General features: G+C 31.0%; 15 protein-coding genes. 10 read left to right on the forward strand and 5 right to left on the reverse strand.

What is annotated here, in order from left to right; translation table 11 throughout:
* Positions 1 to 141: 141 nt before the first annotated feature.
* Positions 142 to 1536, forward strand: coding sequence for a tRNA uridine-5-carboxymethylaminomethyl(34) synthesis GTPase MnmE (mnmE, locus tag ACXIHB_RS03255; protein ID WP_462098889.1), 1395 nt, complete (start codon positions 142 to 144; stop codon positions 1534 to 1536).
* 30 nt (positions 1537 to 1566) lie between these two features.
* Here mnmE and ACXIHB_RS03260 read toward each other — a convergent pair whose 3' ends face one another.
* A complete protein-coding gene (locus tag ACXIHB_RS03260) occupies positions 1567 to 2406 on the reverse strand; it encodes an AraC family transcriptional regulator (RefSeq protein ID WP_159491276.1) in 840 nt (279 codons plus the stop codon).
* A 99-nt stretch (positions 2407 to 2505) separates the two neighbouring features.
* On the opposite strand from ACXIHB_RS03260, the gene ACXIHB_RS03265 reads away from it, so the two are divergent.
* The 4 genes from ACXIHB_RS03265 to ACXIHB_RS03280 all read left to right on the forward strand — a co-directional run bounded on the left by ACXIHB_RS03265 (position 2506) and on the right by ACXIHB_RS03280 (position 5820).
* Entirely contained in the window at positions 2506 to 3489 is a 984-nt protein-coding gene (locus tag ACXIHB_RS03265) for a polysaccharide deacetylase family protein (protein ID WP_462098890.1), read from the forward strand.
* Positions 3490 to 3499: 10 nt separating this feature from the next.
* Complete coding sequence (locus tag ACXIHB_RS03270) at positions 3500 to 3664, forward strand: hypothetical protein (protein ID WP_167713718.1); 165 nt, start codon at positions 3500 to 3502, stop codon at positions 3662 to 3664.
* A 9-nt stretch (positions 3665 to 3673) separates the two neighbouring features.
* Positions 3674 to 4186 (forward strand): GNAT family N-acetyltransferase, encoded by a 513-nt coding sequence (locus tag ACXIHB_RS03275; RefSeq protein ID WP_167713717.1) that lies wholly within the window; start codon positions 3674 to 3676, stop codon positions 4184 to 4186.
* A 497-nt stretch (positions 4187 to 4683) separates the two neighbouring features.
* The gene (locus ACXIHB_RS03280; protein ID WP_462098891.1) at positions 4684 to 5820 is read left to right on the forward strand and encodes an alkene reductase; all 1137 of its coding nucleotides are present in this window, start codon (positions 4684 to 4686) and stop codon (positions 5818 to 5820) included.
* Between the two features lie 111 nt (positions 5821 to 5931).
* On the opposite strand, the gene ACXIHB_RS03285 is transcribed toward ACXIHB_RS03280, so the two are convergent.
* Positions 5932 to 6399, reverse strand: coding sequence for a 2Fe-2S iron-sulfur cluster-binding protein (locus ACXIHB_RS03285; RefSeq protein ID WP_159616550.1), 468 nt, complete (start codon positions 6397 to 6399; stop codon positions 5932 to 5934).
* A gap of 101 nt (positions 6400 to 6500) precedes the next feature.
* Here ACXIHB_RS03285 and ACXIHB_RS03290 point away from each other — a divergent pair, with 101 nt between their 5' ends.
* The 5 genes from ACXIHB_RS03290 (at position 6501) to ACXIHB_RS03310 (ending at position 10027) form a co-directional block, all read left to right on the forward strand.
* Positions 6501 to 7133: a hypothetical protein gene (locus ACXIHB_RS03290; RefSeq protein WP_253680042.1), complete on the forward strand. Its 633-nt coding sequence runs from the start codon at positions 6501 to 6503 to the stop codon at positions 7131 to 7133.
* Positions 7134 to 7166: 33 nt separating this feature from the next.
* Complete coding sequence (locus tag ACXIHB_RS03295) at positions 7167 to 7964, forward strand: hypothetical protein (protein WP_047788952.1); 798 nt, start codon at positions 7167 to 7169, stop codon at positions 7962 to 7964.
* Between the two features lie 24 nt (positions 7965 to 7988).
* Positions 7989 to 8984 (forward strand): metal-dependent hydrolase, encoded by a 996-nt coding sequence (locus ACXIHB_RS03300; protein WP_462098892.1) that lies wholly within the window; start codon positions 7989 to 7991, stop codon positions 8982 to 8984.
* A 63-nt stretch (positions 8985 to 9047) separates the two neighbouring features.
* The gene (locus ACXIHB_RS03305; RefSeq protein WP_047789155.1) at positions 9048 to 9599 is read left to right on the forward strand and encodes a hypothetical protein; all 552 of its coding nucleotides are present in this window, start codon (positions 9048 to 9050) and stop codon (positions 9597 to 9599) included.
* Entirely contained in the window at positions 9599 to 10027 is a 429-nt protein-coding gene (locus ACXIHB_RS03310) for a hypothetical protein (protein ID WP_173360312.1), read from the forward strand. Before ACXIHB_RS03305 ends, ACXIHB_RS03310 begins: the two co-directional genes overlap by 1 nt.
* Positions 10028 to 10048: 21 nt before the next feature.
* On the opposite strand, the gene ACXIHB_RS03315 is transcribed toward ACXIHB_RS03310, so the two are convergent.
* From ACXIHB_RS03315 to ACXIHB_RS03325, 3 genes are read right to left on the reverse strand one after another with little or no spacing between them, the layout of a single operon-like run.
* Entirely contained in the window at positions 10049 to 12427 is a 2379-nt protein-coding gene (locus ACXIHB_RS03315) for a hypothetical protein (RefSeq protein WP_462098893.1), read from the reverse strand.
* A gap of 19 nt (positions 12428 to 12446) precedes the next feature.
* The gene (locus ACXIHB_RS03320) at positions 12447 to 13748 is read right to left on the reverse strand and encodes a hypothetical protein (protein WP_462098894.1); all 1302 of its coding nucleotides are present in this window, start codon (positions 13746 to 13748) and stop codon (positions 12447 to 12449) included.
* 10 nt (positions 13749 to 13758) lie between these two features.
* Positions 13759 to 15123, reverse strand: coding sequence for a hypothetical protein (locus ACXIHB_RS03325; RefSeq protein ID WP_462098895.1), 1365 nt, complete (start codon positions 15121 to 15123; stop codon positions 13759 to 13761).
* Between the last annotated feature and the right edge of the window lie 86 nt (positions 15124 to 15209).

Consider the following 15209-nt stretch of genomic DNA (forward strand, 5'->3'; position numbering starts at 1 on the left):
AACAGTTATACCAAAAGTAGCATTTATTTTCAGGTTTAAAAAATGAAAAGTTAAAAAAGGGGTTTTTCCCCATACTTGTTTAGTAAAAATATGTTGTTGATATTTTATAATACTTCTTACTAAATTAGGTAATTTTGCGATATGATACAAAACGATACAATTATTGCTTTAGCAACACCAGCAGGGGTTGGTGCTATTGCTATTATTAGACTTTCTGGAGAAAATTCTATAAAAATTGTGGATTCATTTTTCTCTTCTGTAAAGAAAAATAAATCATTATTAAATCAAAAATCTCATACCTTACATTTAGGTCATATTGTGAATAATGGAGTTGTTATTGATCATGTTTTAGTATCTATTTTTAAAAATCCGCACTCATATACAGGTGAAGATGTAGTAGAAATTTCGTGTCATGGTTCTAGTTTTATTCAACAAGAAATCATTCAACTTTTCTTACAAAATGGTTGTAGAATGGCTGATAACGGTGAGTTTACAATGCGTGCCTTTTTAAATGGTAAAATGGATTTATCGCAAGCGGAAGCTGTGGCTGATGTGATTGCTTCAAACTCTGCTGCTTCTCATCAAATGGCAATTCAGCAAATGCGTGGAGGAATTACCAATGAACTAAAAGAATTAAGAGGACAACTACTTGATTTTGCAGCTTTAATTGAGTTAGAACTCGATTTTTCTGGTGAAGACGTAGAGTTTGCTGATAGAACCAAGTTTAAAGAATTAGTAGCTAAAATATCGGCAGTTTTAAAACGTTTAATAGATTCTTTTGCCTTTGGGAATGCTATGAAAAATGGAATACCTGTAGCTATTATTGGTGAACCAAATGTTGGAAAGTCTACTCTATTAAATGCTTTGCTTAATGAAGAAAAGGCTATCGTATCTGATATTGCTGGTACAACTCGTGATGCTATTGAAGATGAATTAATTATTGATGGTGTTGTTTTTCGTTTTATCGATACCGCTGGAATTAGAGAAACTGAAGATGTTGTTGAAAACATCGGTATCAAAAAAGCATATGAAAAAGCAGAAAACGCACAATTAATTATATTTTTAATTGACTCCAATAAGTATATACATTCTAAAGACTTATTCTTAGAGGAAATTGAGACTATAAAGCAACGTTTTCCTAACAAACGTTTATTGGTAATCGCCAATAAAATAGACACCTTGTCATGCCACGATTCATCTATTTTACAATCAGAAATTGAAAATTTAATTTTACTTTCTGCAAAACAAAATATTGGAGTTGACGAGTTAAAACAAGAACTTATTTCATTAGTCAATACTGGAGCTTTGAGTAATAATGAAACAATTGTTACTAACTCTCGTCATTTTGAAGCGTTGACTTTAGCTTTGGAAAGTATCAATTCTGTTAAAAATGGTATTGAGTTAGATATTTCTTCTGATTTATTTGCCATAGATATTCGTGAGTGCTTACGTCATTTAGGAAATATTACTGGTGAATATGATGTAGATAAGGATATTTTAGGTCACATTTTCGGAAACTTCTGTATTGGGAAGTAAGAAACGAAACTCTTCAACAAAATATTGAATTTAAATATATTCGCTCGGATTTTTACCCGTGTACTTTTTAAATGTTTTATTAAAATGACTTGAGTCTGTAAAACCTGTTTTCTCAGCAATTTCACCTATGCTTAAACTACTTTGTTTTAACAAGCTTTCTGCCATTTTTATTTTGGTTTCCATTATATAACGCTGTAAGGATATACCTGTATGTTTCTTTACAAAAATACCAACATAGTTTGGTGACAAATGAAACGTTTCTGCAATAACATCAACCTTTATAAGTTCTTTATTTTGTACATTTTGTCGTATATACGTCAATATTAAATCTGCCTTATTCTTATCGTAAACATGTCCACTATTTTTTAATGTAGACTTTAAGTTTCTCGACAATATAATTAACAAAGCTCCAAACAATTCAGATAATACATTACGACTGTAAGTTAACGGACTATGCAATTCACTTTTTATCAAATGATAAAGTCTAAAAAGTTGCTCTTTATCTGTTTCGCAACTAATTACACTTTTAGCTACAATGTTTCGATGAAAAATTACTGCCTCTAAATTCTTTCTCCAATAAGTACTTGTAGAAAATGTAGCCTTTTCTAAAAACATCTGTTCTGTAAATTTTAGCACTCCAAATTTTGTTGGCTCACCAATAATAAACTCATGTTCATCCTTTGGAGTTAAAAAAAATAAATCTCCCTCTTTATAATCAATAACACTTTCGTTTAAAACATGTTTTCCGCTTCCTTTTAAAACAAAAGTCAACTCAAAAAAATGGTGCTTATGTCTTGGGTAGCCCCACTCCTTCTCTGCATCAAACTCAAATACATCTAAGTTCTTGGTAATATAAAAACGTTGTGTCATTAGAATGTTTTTATACAAATATACAATGTATTCATACAACAGCATAACTTAAAATAGCTGCTAATTTTGCAGTCACAACAGTTAATTAAACAATATAAAATGAAAAATAATAGCATTATAGCATTGGTTATCATAGCGGTAAGCTTAACATTAAATGCTTGTAAAAAAGAGCAAAAGAATACACGTAAAATAAGTTCTACTTCAACAAAAACTGTAGCAAAAAAAAGCTATTGGCCTAACGGAGCACAATTAGTCATTTCTTTTTCAATGCAGTTTGAAACAGGAGGACAACCTGAAGGAGCTGAAAGTCCTTTTTCAGGAAACTCATTACCTAAAGAAAATCCTGATTTGCCTGCTGAAAGCTGGTTTCGCTATGGAGCAAGAGAAGGAATGTGGCGAATGATGGATTTATGGGATAAACACAATATAAAAGTAACCTCTCATGTTGTAGGCGAAGCTGCAATAAAATACCCTGAAATAGCTAAGGCTATGGCTAGTAAAGGACATGAAATAGCTGCTCACGGAATTGCTTGGGACGATCAGTGGAATTTAAGTTACGAAGAAGAACTTGCCTTTGTTAAAAAAGGAATTGACACAGTAGAAGCAATTACAGGAAAAAGAGGTCGTGGATACAATGCTAACTGGTTACGCCGAAGCCCCAACACTCTTAAGATTTTACAAGAACTTGACTTTTTATATCATATTGATGATATAAGTCGTGATGAGCCTTTCATTACTAAAGTAAGAGGTAAAAACTTTGTTGTAATGCCTTATACGTTGCGTAACAACGACATTGTAAATATTGCTGGTAAAAACTGGTCGCCAGATCAATTCTTATTCCAACTAAAAACAGAATTCAATCAACTTTATAAAGAAGGAGTCTCTAAAAGAAGAATGATGAGTGTGAGTTTACACGATAGAATTGGAGGTGCTCCAGCAGTAGTTAATGTTGTAAATCAATTCATTGAATATGCAAAACAACATGAAGGTGTAGTGTTTATGCGTAAAGATGATATTGCTAAAATGGTAATAAACGATCCTAATACACCAATTGATAACGCCGAATTAAAATTTAACAAATAAGAATACCAACATGAAACATGCAATCTATTTATACCTTCTACTTAGTACACTAACAATTATTAATGCGCAAAACAAATTACCTTTCCAGTTAGAAAAAGATTGGGAATTAAAAGGCTTCAAGAATACTGAAAGTGCAGTTTTTGATAAAACAAACCAAGTAACATTCCGTAAATAATCAAAATAAATGAGTTCACAATATCAAACTGAGAGGTTAATCATACGACCGACAAATACTGAAGATACCGACTTTATTTTCAACTTATTTAATACTCCAAAATGGATTGAAAACATTGGAGATAGAAACATAACTTCTACTACTCATGCAAAGCAATATATTGAAACAGTTATGCTTAAACAACTCAAGCAATTAGGATACTCTAGCTATACTGTAATTAGACAATCTGATAATGAAAAAATAGGAACTGTGGGACTTTATGATCGTGAAGGAGTTGATGGAATTGATTTTGGCTTTGCTTTTTTACCCCAATTTGAAGGTAAAGGATATGCCTTTGAAAGTGCTTCAAAAATAAAAGAAGTAGCTATAAATGAATTCAGAATTCAAAACCTAGTGGCTATTACACGTCCTAGTAATACTGGCTCTCAAAAGTTACTCAATAAATTAGGTTTCATCTTTAAAAAAGACATCATTCTTCCTAAGCATGAGTTTAAAGAATGGTTATTATATGCTATAAACTAATACCTTCCTTATGAAAGTAGAAACAATAAACACAGCTGGTAATTGATCTGTACATTGGACAGAATCCTTAAAAAAGTCTATTCAATTAGGAGCTAATAGTCATAAAATTGGACAACAATTATTATTAGAAAATAAACATGTTAAAATATGGCATATTGAATTGGAACCCGGAAAAAGTCTTCCGTTTCATAAACATGATAAACCTTATTTTTATGTTTGTCATACAAGGGGTAACTCTCGTTCTTATTTTTCTAATGGTTCTATAATTGAAACATCCTATAAACCTAATGATATTAAGTACTTTAATAACTTAAGCACTAAAAACTACTTTATACATAATCTAGAAAACATAGGTACTACCACCCTACATTTTACAACTGTAGATTTTGTGGAATAAGACAATGTATTTTCACAAGTAAAACATGAAATTATACAACAAAAACATCTTCAAACCGTAGTAAATTTATACTATTAAACAATTAAAAACTTTGTAAATCATGGCTTTTAAAAAGTTATATCAACCCTATAATAAAAATGGCTTGACATTAAAAAATAGATTTTTAATGGCTCCCATGACACGTTCTAGAAGCTCACAGCCTGGTGATATTCCTAATGAACTAATGGCTGAATATTACGGACAGAGAACTTCAGCAGGAATAATTATATCTGAAGCTACTCAAGTTTCATTGCAAGGAAAAGGCTACGCTAAAACACCCGGAATTTACACACAAGAACAAGTTGAAGGTTGGAAATTAATTACTGATGAAGTCCATAAAAAAGGAAGTAAAATATTTTTACAATTATGGCATGTTGGTCGCGTATCTAGTTCTAAAGTAAACGGATTACAACCTATTGCTCCTTCTAAAAAAATTGCCAAAGACACCAATGTTTATATTTTTGATGGAGCTCCCAATGGTGATGCTACTTTTGTACCTGTAGAAGAACCTAGAGCAATGACAAAAGCAGACATTAATCAAGTAATTGAAGAATTTAAAACGGGGGCAAAAAATGCTATTGAAGCAGGTTTTGATGGTGTTGAAATTCACGGAGCCAATGGATATTTGATAGATCAGTTTTTGAGAAGTAATTCTAACCAACGAACTGACGAATATGGGGGTACTAAAAATAATAGAGTTCGATTACTAACCGAAATCACTCAAGCAGTTGCTCTGGAAATTGGTCATGAAAAAACTGGGGTTCGCCTATCCCCATTCATTAGTTTTAAAGACATGAACGATCCTGAAATATTAGACACTATAATGATTGCAACCAAAGAGCTTGAAAAAATCGGAGTTACTTACTTGCATCTATGCGAAGCAGATTGGGATGATGCCCCTGAAATTCCTAATAAATTTAGAGAGAACCTACGTAAAACATTTAGTAAAACTATTATTGCTACAGGGAACAAAACACCAGAGCAAGGAGAAGATTTACTAGAAAAAGAGCTGGTTGATTTAATTGGGTTTGGACGCAATTTTTTAACGAACCCCGATTATCCGATAAGAGTAAAACTAAATGCTCCATTAAACAAAATTACTAATGCTCATACGTTATTTGGTGGTGGGGATGCTAGAGGATATACAGATTATCCTTTTTTGAAACAAGGAAGCATGGATACTATTGAAGAAAAATAAAGCCTGAAGCTACCGACTCCCTAGCCTGGAGTTGGGGCTTACCCAAAACTTTATAAGTAGTAATTATACACAATACTTTGTTTTCTATTTGTTCGAAACTATTGTATAAAATTATTCAAAAACAATTTCTATATCTTGTGTTAAGGGAAGACTTTGACAACTTAAAATATATCCTTCTTTAACATCTTCTTCAGATAAAGTAAGATTCTTTTTCATAAAAACTTCTCCTTTATTCAATTTACACATACAGCTAGAACATACTCCTCCTTCACATGAATATGGAGGATTATAATTATTATCTAACATAGCGCGTAATATAGTTTTACCCTTTGGAATATGTATGTTTATTTCTTCTCCATCTAAACTAGCAGTTAAATGAGCATTATCGATGACTTCTGTAGTTTCTTCTAATCTTCCTCCTCCAAAGCTTTCAATAAGAATTCGAGTATCTGGAACATCCATACTCTGTAATACTTTTTGAGTATTTTCTATCATAGTACCAGATCCACAGATAAAATATTCTGCATTCTGCGCATAGGGAGAAATTATATTACTTTCTGTATCTGGAAGTAGATTCATTTTTTTTCAAATTTACAACGGTTAACTACGCTTATAAAACAGATTACTTTCTACTTACACTTGTTTATACTTTTACAAGCAATTAAATTAAAAAACAAAAGATGGGATTATACATTACTAGCGGAGCACTTGCTAGCTTTAAAGAAATGGATGAAGAAGCTTTTAAACATTATTCTTCAGTATTTAAAGATGTTAACAAACTACTAGAATTAAATGGGCTTACACCTTACGAAGAACCAGCTGAATTAGAAGGTGGTTCTTTAGAACTTGGTGGGTTTTCTTACGATTTTATTCATCACTTAAGGCGTTTTTATGCTTATTGTGCCGAATATGAAGATTGGACTCCTATTCCATTTAGCCCTAACAGTAAGCCTAGTGAAGATTCTATTATAGATGATCATGCATCAGACCTTACTTGTCATCTTATATGTCATTCAGATTGTACAGGTTTTTATGTTCCTGTAGATTTTATCGATATTGTTTTTGATAATGATGAAATTCCTATTGATGGTGCAATGATTGGTTCGTCATACGCTCTATTTAAGGAATTAAAATTTATAGCAAATAAGCTTAATATTCAACTAGATGAAGACGATACTATTGTAAATATTGAAGCTGTAAATAAATCAATAAACGCAGAAGAAGATTTTTGGAAAGAAAAACTAGTTTGGTGTGAGTTGTTCAAAGCTGCAAAACATAGTATTCACAACAAAGCAGCTATAGTTTTTCATTAAAAACATCAACAATTAATAAAACACATCTCATAAATGGAAAGAGAGATAATAATACAGTTACAAGAAAAAAAATATCAATCTTTAGGTAAACTTACCACAAGTAAAATTATTGATCTTTTTATTGAAAGCGAAAACGAAGCTTTACTCCATAAATTTCAAGGTCAATTTTACCCATATCGTCATTATGATATCAATGCAACACTAACAAAAGCTTTAAAAGGAATAGACAAGCAAAAAATTATTGATGCTTATTTTCACGCCTCTAGATTAGGTATTATTACAAAAGTAAAAGAAAACAATTACCCTCTTTTCTTAAAAGGAATTGAAAAAACACTATCGTCTCTTGGTGAGGGATATAATATTAATGTTTTAAGACCTAGTACGGTATATGTACTCTTTGGAGTGAACTCACTAAATGATATAGAAAACCTATACAATACAAAGTATAGCGAGTTTTTAGAAAACTTAAAATTTGTTATCAAGGTGAACTCATATACTAGCTATCCTAGTTTACGAAAAAAACTAAAAGCATCTCTTTTTTTAGAGAATGAAATACTCTTAAAAAGAGCTCAAAAAATAACGCCTTTCTTTAATGAGTTCAATTTTGAAACAGCGGGAGCTTTAGTATTACTATTAACAGACTCTTCAATAAAATCGAAGCAAGTTCTTTTAGAGTGTCATAAAAGAGAGTTATCTAGAGAAACTGTTTGGGTTCTTGGTAGTTTTTATAAAGATTTTAAAACTTCCGAAGCAAACAAGTTACTTCTTAACGATTTATATAATAAATATCCTACAAAATGGATTAACGAATACTATAACACTATTTACTAACCGTTTTATAAGTATTTTTGCCTAATGGATTCACTCACACAAATTGTTCTTGGGGCAGCTGTTGGAGAAGCTGTATTAGGTAAAAAAGAAGGAAACAAAGCAATGCTTTATGGTGCCATCGCTGGTACTATTCCAGACTTAGATGTTTATGTTGGTAAGCTTTTTGACACTGTTACTGCTCTAGAAATACACAGAGGTTTTACACATTCTGTATTTTTTGCAATTGTTTTCGGGTGGATTTTTGGTTGGCTTATCTCTTTATATGAAAAAAATGCCTCCACTAAAGAATGGGCTCTACTTATGTTTTGGGGATTTATAACACATCCAATTCTAGACGCACATACCACTTGGGGAACTCAACTTTTTTGGCCACTCGATTTGCGGTTAGCTTTTAAAAATATATTTGTTATTGACCCTTTATACACATTACCTTTCTTAGTATTTCTACTAATGGCAATGTTCCAACGTAAAGGGACAGCTAAAAGAACAAAGTATAACAATTTAGGACTAATTATTAGTAGTTCTTACATGGCAATTACCCTTGTTATTAAAGGAATCACTTACTCTAAATTTTCACATGCTTTAAAAGAACAAGGGATTTCTTATAAAGAAATAGAAACCAAACCTACGCCTTTTAACACCATTTTATGGTCTGCAAATGTTGAAACAAATGATGCTTATCTAATAGGTTATTATTCTTTTTTTGATACTAAACCAATTGAATTTTATTCCTACCCTAAAAATCATCATTTATTAGACGATTATAAAAATAATGTTTCAATAAAACGACTTATTAAAATTACCAAAGGTTGGTATACAATTTCAGAAAAGAATAATTTAATTTATTTAAATGATTTACGCTTTGGGTTATTAAGCGTAGCTCCTAATTTTCAGCAGTTTGCTTTTAGTTTTCAAATAACAAAAAAGCAAAATAAAATAGTTATAAACGAAGTGCCTAGAAATCGTGAAAAAGCTAAACAATTATTAACAGATCTTTGGGTTAGAATTCAAGGAAATTAATTGATAAATCATAGTTTATACCGTAAATTTGCCATTATATTATAATTGCAGAATAACTCTGGTTTGAGACAAAAATATTTTCACTTTTTTTCTATCATTTTTTTAGTTCTTACTCAATTTGCATTTATTACTGCATTATTGTTTGAGCATAAAAATACTTTTACAATACTATCGTTAACAACACTTATTACTACACTTATAATTTATAGTTACATAAAGTTTTTTAAAATTAAAAGAGTAGATTTTGAGCCATTCTATGTAATAATTTTTGTTATAATTGGAGCTATACTTACAAGTTACTTACATCTTTTTACTAAATTAAATTCTGTTTTTGCAGCAACACTTATTGGTACAGTTGCTTCTTTTTTACCTGATTTAAATAAAAAGTCGAAGGTTTTACAAAATATTCCCAATGCTATGTATTGTGGTTGTTTTGTAGGAATGTCACAAAAAAACGTTGCTATTGATTATAGCCTTATAATTATTGCAGGTATCATAGCGGGTATTTTTTTTATACTCTCTAAAAACCTTTTTAATGGAGTTGGTGGTAAACTGGGTACTCTTGCCTTTGGTAGTGTAGTTATTTCATCGTTATTTCTTTTAATTCTTTCATAGTGCTTACCACCATATCAATATATTTAACAAGCATACTTGGGGCTTTTTTAACGTTTTTAGTAAGTACAAAATACAAACAGGGTCCTGTAAGAGCTTCTGCTCTACTCACTCTTTTTGTTGCTAGTACATGTTCTCTTTTTTCTGAGTTATTTTCTGAAGATATAGCCAATCAAATTCCTTGGGTATTTTTTGGTGCTTCTTTTGTTGGTATGACCTCTAGTAAACTTACTCGTAACTATACTTCAATTATTTTTGCAGGAATTGTTTTTGGATTTATCTATACGGTTAGTCCTACTTTTTTTAATGGTTATGGAGGCGCATTAGGTACAGCCGCTTGTATTTCCATCTTAGTTGTTATTGGAATAAACAACCTTATCCGACTTTTAAAAGCTTTAAAAAAGAAAAAGAATCTACTTAAAAAACTCTGAAGAGTAGTTAATTAGCTCTTTTTATTCACTTAATGTGTGAAACATTTTGGCAAAAGCTATTTCAATGAAAATAGAAACTTCCATTTTAGTCCTACCTTCTTCTAACATGTTTAAGATAGTATTTAGGTGTCTATGCTTGAAATTATAAAACTCACCGCCTTTTTCATATAAATCACTCTTCTTTAAGTTTTCTAACTGCTCTAACATATTTTTATTTGCCTTGTAGGCAGATGTTCTTTTCTTTAAAAACAATTGCATCTTTTTACTCTCTTTTCTACTTGAACTATTATACATAGATACCGCTGTCTTATATTTTTGCTCTACTGACCATTCCGCCCTTTTAGCGTCTCTAAATAATTTCTTAAGCCCATTAAACACTAAATCATCATATATATTTACATAATCTTGATTCTTATACAAATGGTTTAAATACTCAATTGCCTTTTTCTTATACTTATTTTTAGATTTTAGTTCAGCATCTTTTAACTCTTGCTCTAAAACTAAAAGTTTATCTGCTATTTTATTTATTTTTTTTATCTCTTCAAATCTCTTTGCTTTCCCAACTATTAATACCTCTGGAGTTATTTCATTGGGCTCTCCTGTAAATGTATGCTCCTTATAAGAAAAACTAAACTCCCCTCGAACTCTCTCTACTTTTGCTTTCTTTTTTGCAGATAAGTCAAAGGCATAATTGTAGCCGAAAGTAACTGTTAAGTCTTGGGTATTCTTTAAAGAAGTATTTCTAAATAATTGAATAGCACTTAAATTAAAATTATGCTTTTCTCTATATACATAATTTGCATTCAATCTAAAGTTTGTTGCACTTGCCTTATTTGTTTTGTTATTATTTTGATTATAAGAAGTACTCAGTGTTGTGTTTAATTTATCTTTTAGAAATTTTTTGTTAACTGCTACTGTTGGTCCCCATGTATAGGATTCATCTCTTCCTATAGTATTATACGTAGTGTTTAAAGCAGAGGTTATATTCATTTTTCTTTGTGGTAACCCTATGGTATAAGAAGTATTAAAATTATGAAATGTAGAACCGTTTCCTAAACGCACAATTCCATTTTCAGCATTTGCAACCGTTGCTAATGAATAATTTGTATTTAGGTTTTGTCTTCTTGTTTTACTATTTTCTAAAATATAACTTATATTAACGTTAGCATTTTGAGATAACTGCTTATAATTTAAGCGTTCTTCTTGATTATCTAACAAATTATCATCATTTATAATCTCAAACTGATCTAGTTTATTATTAGTGTAAGTAGAAAAGTTAGAATAGCTTCCTGTTATATTTACTTTTTTACTCATTGCGTAAGTAGCATTTACACTTCCTACAGTTCTATTAGTATTGGTTTCTTTTTGGTTTGCTAAATCATCTCGTTGGTACCCTATATTAAATCCTAAACTTATTTTATTATTAAATAAAGAAGTATTTCCGTTTAAGGTAATGTTTTCAAAATCATTGTTAAAATAATAAGCTCCTAATGTTTGATAGCCAGGATCTATACGTTCATACCCAACTCCAAATCTATATTTATCAAAGCTATATTCCATTTCTGTTTTAAATGCTTTGTAATGTTCTGTTGAAGCTCTATTGTTGAATAATAAACCTGCTACCCCGTTACTATGACTTACTTTTTCTGCTCTAAGATCTTGTGTTATAGCCGTTGAAGCGTATTCTCCTTTAAATCTAAGTCCATCAGTTACAGTTACAGCTCCTGACATACTTAGCACCAAATTTTCTTTGGGTAACACCTTTTTTTCTTCTGGTACTGCACTTATTGAGTTTATCTTGTCTTTTGCATAAAAACCAATTAATTCTAAACTATATTTTTCTTTTTTAAACCCTACTTTAGCTCCATATCCCATTCGTTTAAAAGCTGGTTGTGTTCTATTGTCTTCTGAATCTTCTGTAGCTTTTAATAATCGACCATACATTGCTGAAAAAGTAAAACTTCCTTTAGGAGTTAAATCAACTCCACCACCAGTAAATTGGTGTCCTGCTAATGTATATGGAGAAAAACTCATACTCACATCTCCAATATGGGCTTGTATCCATCTATATTTAGGGTGCAGGCTCAAACGATTAAAACTAAATGGTAATTGATATTCTAAATCGCCTCCTTGATTAGAAAAGCTATAGCTTACAGGAATTGAAAATTCATAAATATTAAAGTTTAAGCTTCCTTGTAGAAAATAGGTAAATGGTGCTCTTGCACTATTTTGATTGGATGAATAAAACACAGAGTTAGCAGCGATGTTTCCGCTAACTTTAAAAGGTTTTCCTCTTCCTATATTCTCAAAATCTAATTGTTGTCCTACTATACTTTCAGCAAAAAATATGCTTAAAATAAACACTACTACTTTTAGTGTTTGCCCCCTCATTGTAATCATTAAAATATTCTTTTCTTTTTTATAACTGTTTTGCTAAACACTTTTTTGAGGCTCTAACTTTTACGCTGTATGCCCCTTTATTTAACTTATTTATTCTTGTTGTCTGTGCGTTGGTAAACGGAAACCATGTTTCATTATCAATATCCCCTCCTTCATATTTTACCCAACTAGTACCATAAAAAAACTGTATGACCCCATCCTTTGTTAATTGATATAAAAATGTTCTACCACCTTCTCCTATAGCACTAATATCTATATACCCATCATTTATCTTAAAACAATTTTGATCTGCTGAACCTATTACTTCGAAATCAACTTTTGCTGTTTCTTCAATGGTAAGCTCTACAGGAACTAAACTAGACCATGAGATATCGCTAGGATTAATTGCAACTCCTTTTTCACCTGTTTGATATTTAAGTTTGTATGTTCCGTGAGGCAAATTGTTTGCCCATTGATACCTATAGGTAGTTTCGTTTATTTTCTCTAGAGATCCTATTTTAAGTTCTTGATCTAAAATAATATCGTACTCTCCAGATTCTGTGTTCTGTTGATATATAATAACTGCCAACTTTTCTGTTGTGTATAAATCTCTTTTAAAGTCCAATGTTAGGCTTCCGTCTGCTTTATAATTACAACTTGTTATTTGGGTTACTATGGGATCTTGTAATTGAGGAGATTCAGAAATAAATACATAAGTATAAGGTTCTTTTGGGCTCCACCCATTACACAACTCTAACTTATATTGAATACTTTTACTCGTATACAAATGAGCTTCACTACCAAATAAGTCTTTAGCCGTAAACGTAATTGAACTTTTTCCCAAGTACTCTTGAGGAAGCTTCTCCCAACCATTGGTTATTGGATCATAATACATCCAATTATATACTAATTCATGATAACCTGAAGAAGCCTCTAAGGTTATTGATGTAGTTGTATTATTTACTCCTGGGTCAGGTGTCAGAATTTTAAAATCATTATCTGGTATTATTCTAAAACTCCCTAGTTCTTTTGTACAACAACCTTTTAAAGAGTAATTGAACACATTACAAAGGGCATCTTCTGGAGTTAATGAAGTATCATATTGATTACTTACCTGACAAAGTGTTGTTCCTGGATCTCTTCCTTCAATATAACCATCTTCATAAAGTCTATACCCTATTGGTATATTACCATTTGTAAGTACTCTTGCCCAAAAAGCATCTCCGTCATTCTCACAACTGCGATAATTACTTTGACTTTTAGTAACATAATCGACAATATAACCTTGCCCAAACCCCAAAAAACTATAAAATAATAGTAGTATAAATAATCTCTTTTTCATTTTTCTCTCCTTACTGTTTTGCTAAACACTTTTGTGAGTCTCTAACTTTTACACTATACGCTCCTTTATTTAACTTACTTATTCTTGTACTATTTGCATTAGTATACGGGAACCAAGTATCATTATCAATATTACTCCCGATATAGTTTACCCAATTGGTGCCATTAAAAACTTGTATTGTTCCATTTTTAGTCAATTGGTATAAAAATGTTCTATTCCCTTCTCCTGTTGCACTGATGTCTATATACCCATCATTCACCTCAAAACAATTTTGATTTGCTGAACCTATTACTTGGAAATCAACCGCTGTTGCTGGAGCAATAGTGAATGGATCAGAAAACTCAAGGCTTTTCCATGTATCATCTGCTTCATCTATTCCTCCTGAACCTGTGTGTGTTTGAAACTTTATTCTATAACTTCCTGCATCTAAAGGTTCTGCCCAGGTATAACTATAAACTCCAGAATTATTGGTTAAGGTTGATGTATATTCTTGTCCAAACAATACACTGTCATCTGTACCATCATATAAAGTCATTACCAACTCTTCTTCTGAGTTTAAATTTCTATTAAAATTTAAAGTAAAACCTCCATCATTTTTATAGCTACAGCTTGTTTTTTGAGTTACTACTGGTTTTTGTAGTTGTGGAGAACACCCTACTACTTTATAACTTAAAGTGCCTGAGTATGCATTGGTGTTTGTTTCGCCTTTTAATGAAGTGTATCGAACTCTTATTTGAAGGTTTTCTCCTACTTTTAACCCCGCAAAGTCTGATTGCAATATTTCAACTATACTTGGATTATTTCCATAGGGTAATAATTCTTCCCAATTTGGATTACTTGGTATTTTATACTCTAAAGCATAATACGAGCAATGTGTAGAAATATTTAAGCTTTTGGGTTCGCAAGATTTTAATTCATTTCCTGTAGCTCCGTAATCATTTATCTTCTTAAAATCTTCTATTTTAATTAATTTAAACTCCTCAATACTTTTATTCAAACAACCTATTGGTGAAAATGTTGCTGTAATTAGTTGTGCTCCCAGCATACAACCATCAAAACTCATTGAATCTGAATTATTAGTTACATTATTACAACCAACTACATAACCAGGAGAAAACCTTCCTTTTGAAGTTATCGTAGTTATTTCTTCTGTAAACGTTACTATCTTAAACTCATCGATGTTTACAACTGATGGCCTTGTTAAGTTTACACTAAACAACTCTCCTGCATTAGTAGTTATGGTATTTTCAAAATATAAGGCATTACTAGTTACGGCAGATGAAAAAGAAGCCTTATACTTAAACAAATAAGTATGTTGACCATAACTATAAAAGCTATATAAAATTAAAATTATATGTGGTAGTTTCTTTTTCATTACACCTCTTCTTTACTAAACACCTTTCGGAGTCTTTAACGTTTATACTCTATGTTCCTTTGCTTAAATTATTTACTTGTATTCTT

It is taken from the genome of Tenacibaculum sp. IMCC1 (assembly GCF_054906355.1).